Here is a 1,242-nt window from a genome sequence, read left to right on the forward strand (position 1 = left end):
CGTCCGTCAGGAAGCGCTCCAGTGCTTCGCGCCGGGTGAGCGCGTAGCGGATCGCTTCGGCGGTCTTGGACTTGCCAGAGACCTTGCCCAGTTCCTTTTCCCAAAGATCAAAGAGGCCGGAGACGATGGTTACAGATTTTTCCTGACGCAGCATGGAACGGCTGTCGGCATCCCGACCGCGGACCTCATCCTCAATGCGCCACAGCTCGATCATCGCGATGATCGTGTCCGTTGCAGCCTTTGAGACACCACTGATGTGGAGGTCGTAAAACTTGCGGCGTAGATGCGCCCAGCACCCTGCGAGCCGGATCGTTTCATTGCTGCCGGCCTTGGCACGCGTCTTGGCGAGATTGGTATAGGCCGAGTAGCCGTCTACCTGCAGGATGCCGCCAAATCCGGCGAGATGACGCGCCACGCAATCAGCGCCCCTGCTGTCCTCAAACCGATAGGCCACCATCGGCGGGCTGGTTCCGCCATAGGGTCTATCATCGCGAGCATAAGCCCAAAGCCAGGCCTTCGTCGTTTTCCCCGAACCGGGCGCAAGAGTGGGCAAGGTCGTTTCGTCGGCGAAGACCCTTTCGCCCTCCTTGACGCGCTCAAGGATGTAGTCGGCGCATATCTGCAGTTCGAAGCCCAGATGCCCCATCCATTGGGCCATCAGTGATCGGCTGATCTCGACACCGTCGCGTAGATAGATTGCCTCCTGCCGGTAGAGCGGAAGGCCGTCGGCGTATTTGGAGACGGCGATATAGGCGAGCAGCCGCTCCGTCGGCAGGCCACTTTCGATGATGTGTGCCGGTGCCAAAGCCTGGAGCACGCCATCGTTGCCCCGGAAGGCATATTTGGGGCGACGCGTCACGATGACCCGGAACTTCGGCGGCACGACATCCAGTCGTTCCGAGCGATCCTCACCGATCAGGACCTTTTCCAGCCCCTCGCAGCCGGCCGGGATCTCCGGCTCGATCACTTCCTCGATGCGTTCGAGATGAGCGGCAAAACCCTTGCGCGGACGTGGTGCTCGTTTCGGCTTGTCTTTGGCCGCATGATCAAGCTCGCTCTGGATTGCCGAAAGGCCGGTCTCGACTTCCTCGAAGGCAAAGGACACCTGTTCGTCGTTGACGCCAAGCCGCAATCGCTCGGAACGGGTGCCATGTTGGGTGCGCTGCAGAACCTTCAGGATCGATGTGAGGTTGGCAATCCGCTCGTTGGCACTCTTCTCCACCGCCTCCAGCCGCGCGATCT

Annotated in this window: 1 protein-coding gene; it reads right to left on the reverse strand. The window is 60.9% G+C overall.

The window, feature by feature from the left end; all coding sequences use genetic code 11:
- Window positions 1-1,242 (reverse strand): IS66 family transposase (gene tnpC, locus ABK249_RS33765; protein ID WP_415926504.1); only part of this gene is annotated, 1,242 nt, incomplete at both ends.

This window comes from Neorhizobium phenanthreniclasticum (assembly GCF_040066075.1).
In the GTDB taxonomy this organism is placed as follows: Bacteria; Pseudomonadota; Alphaproteobacteria; order Rhizobiales; family Rhizobiaceae; genus Neorhizobium; species Neorhizobium petrolearium.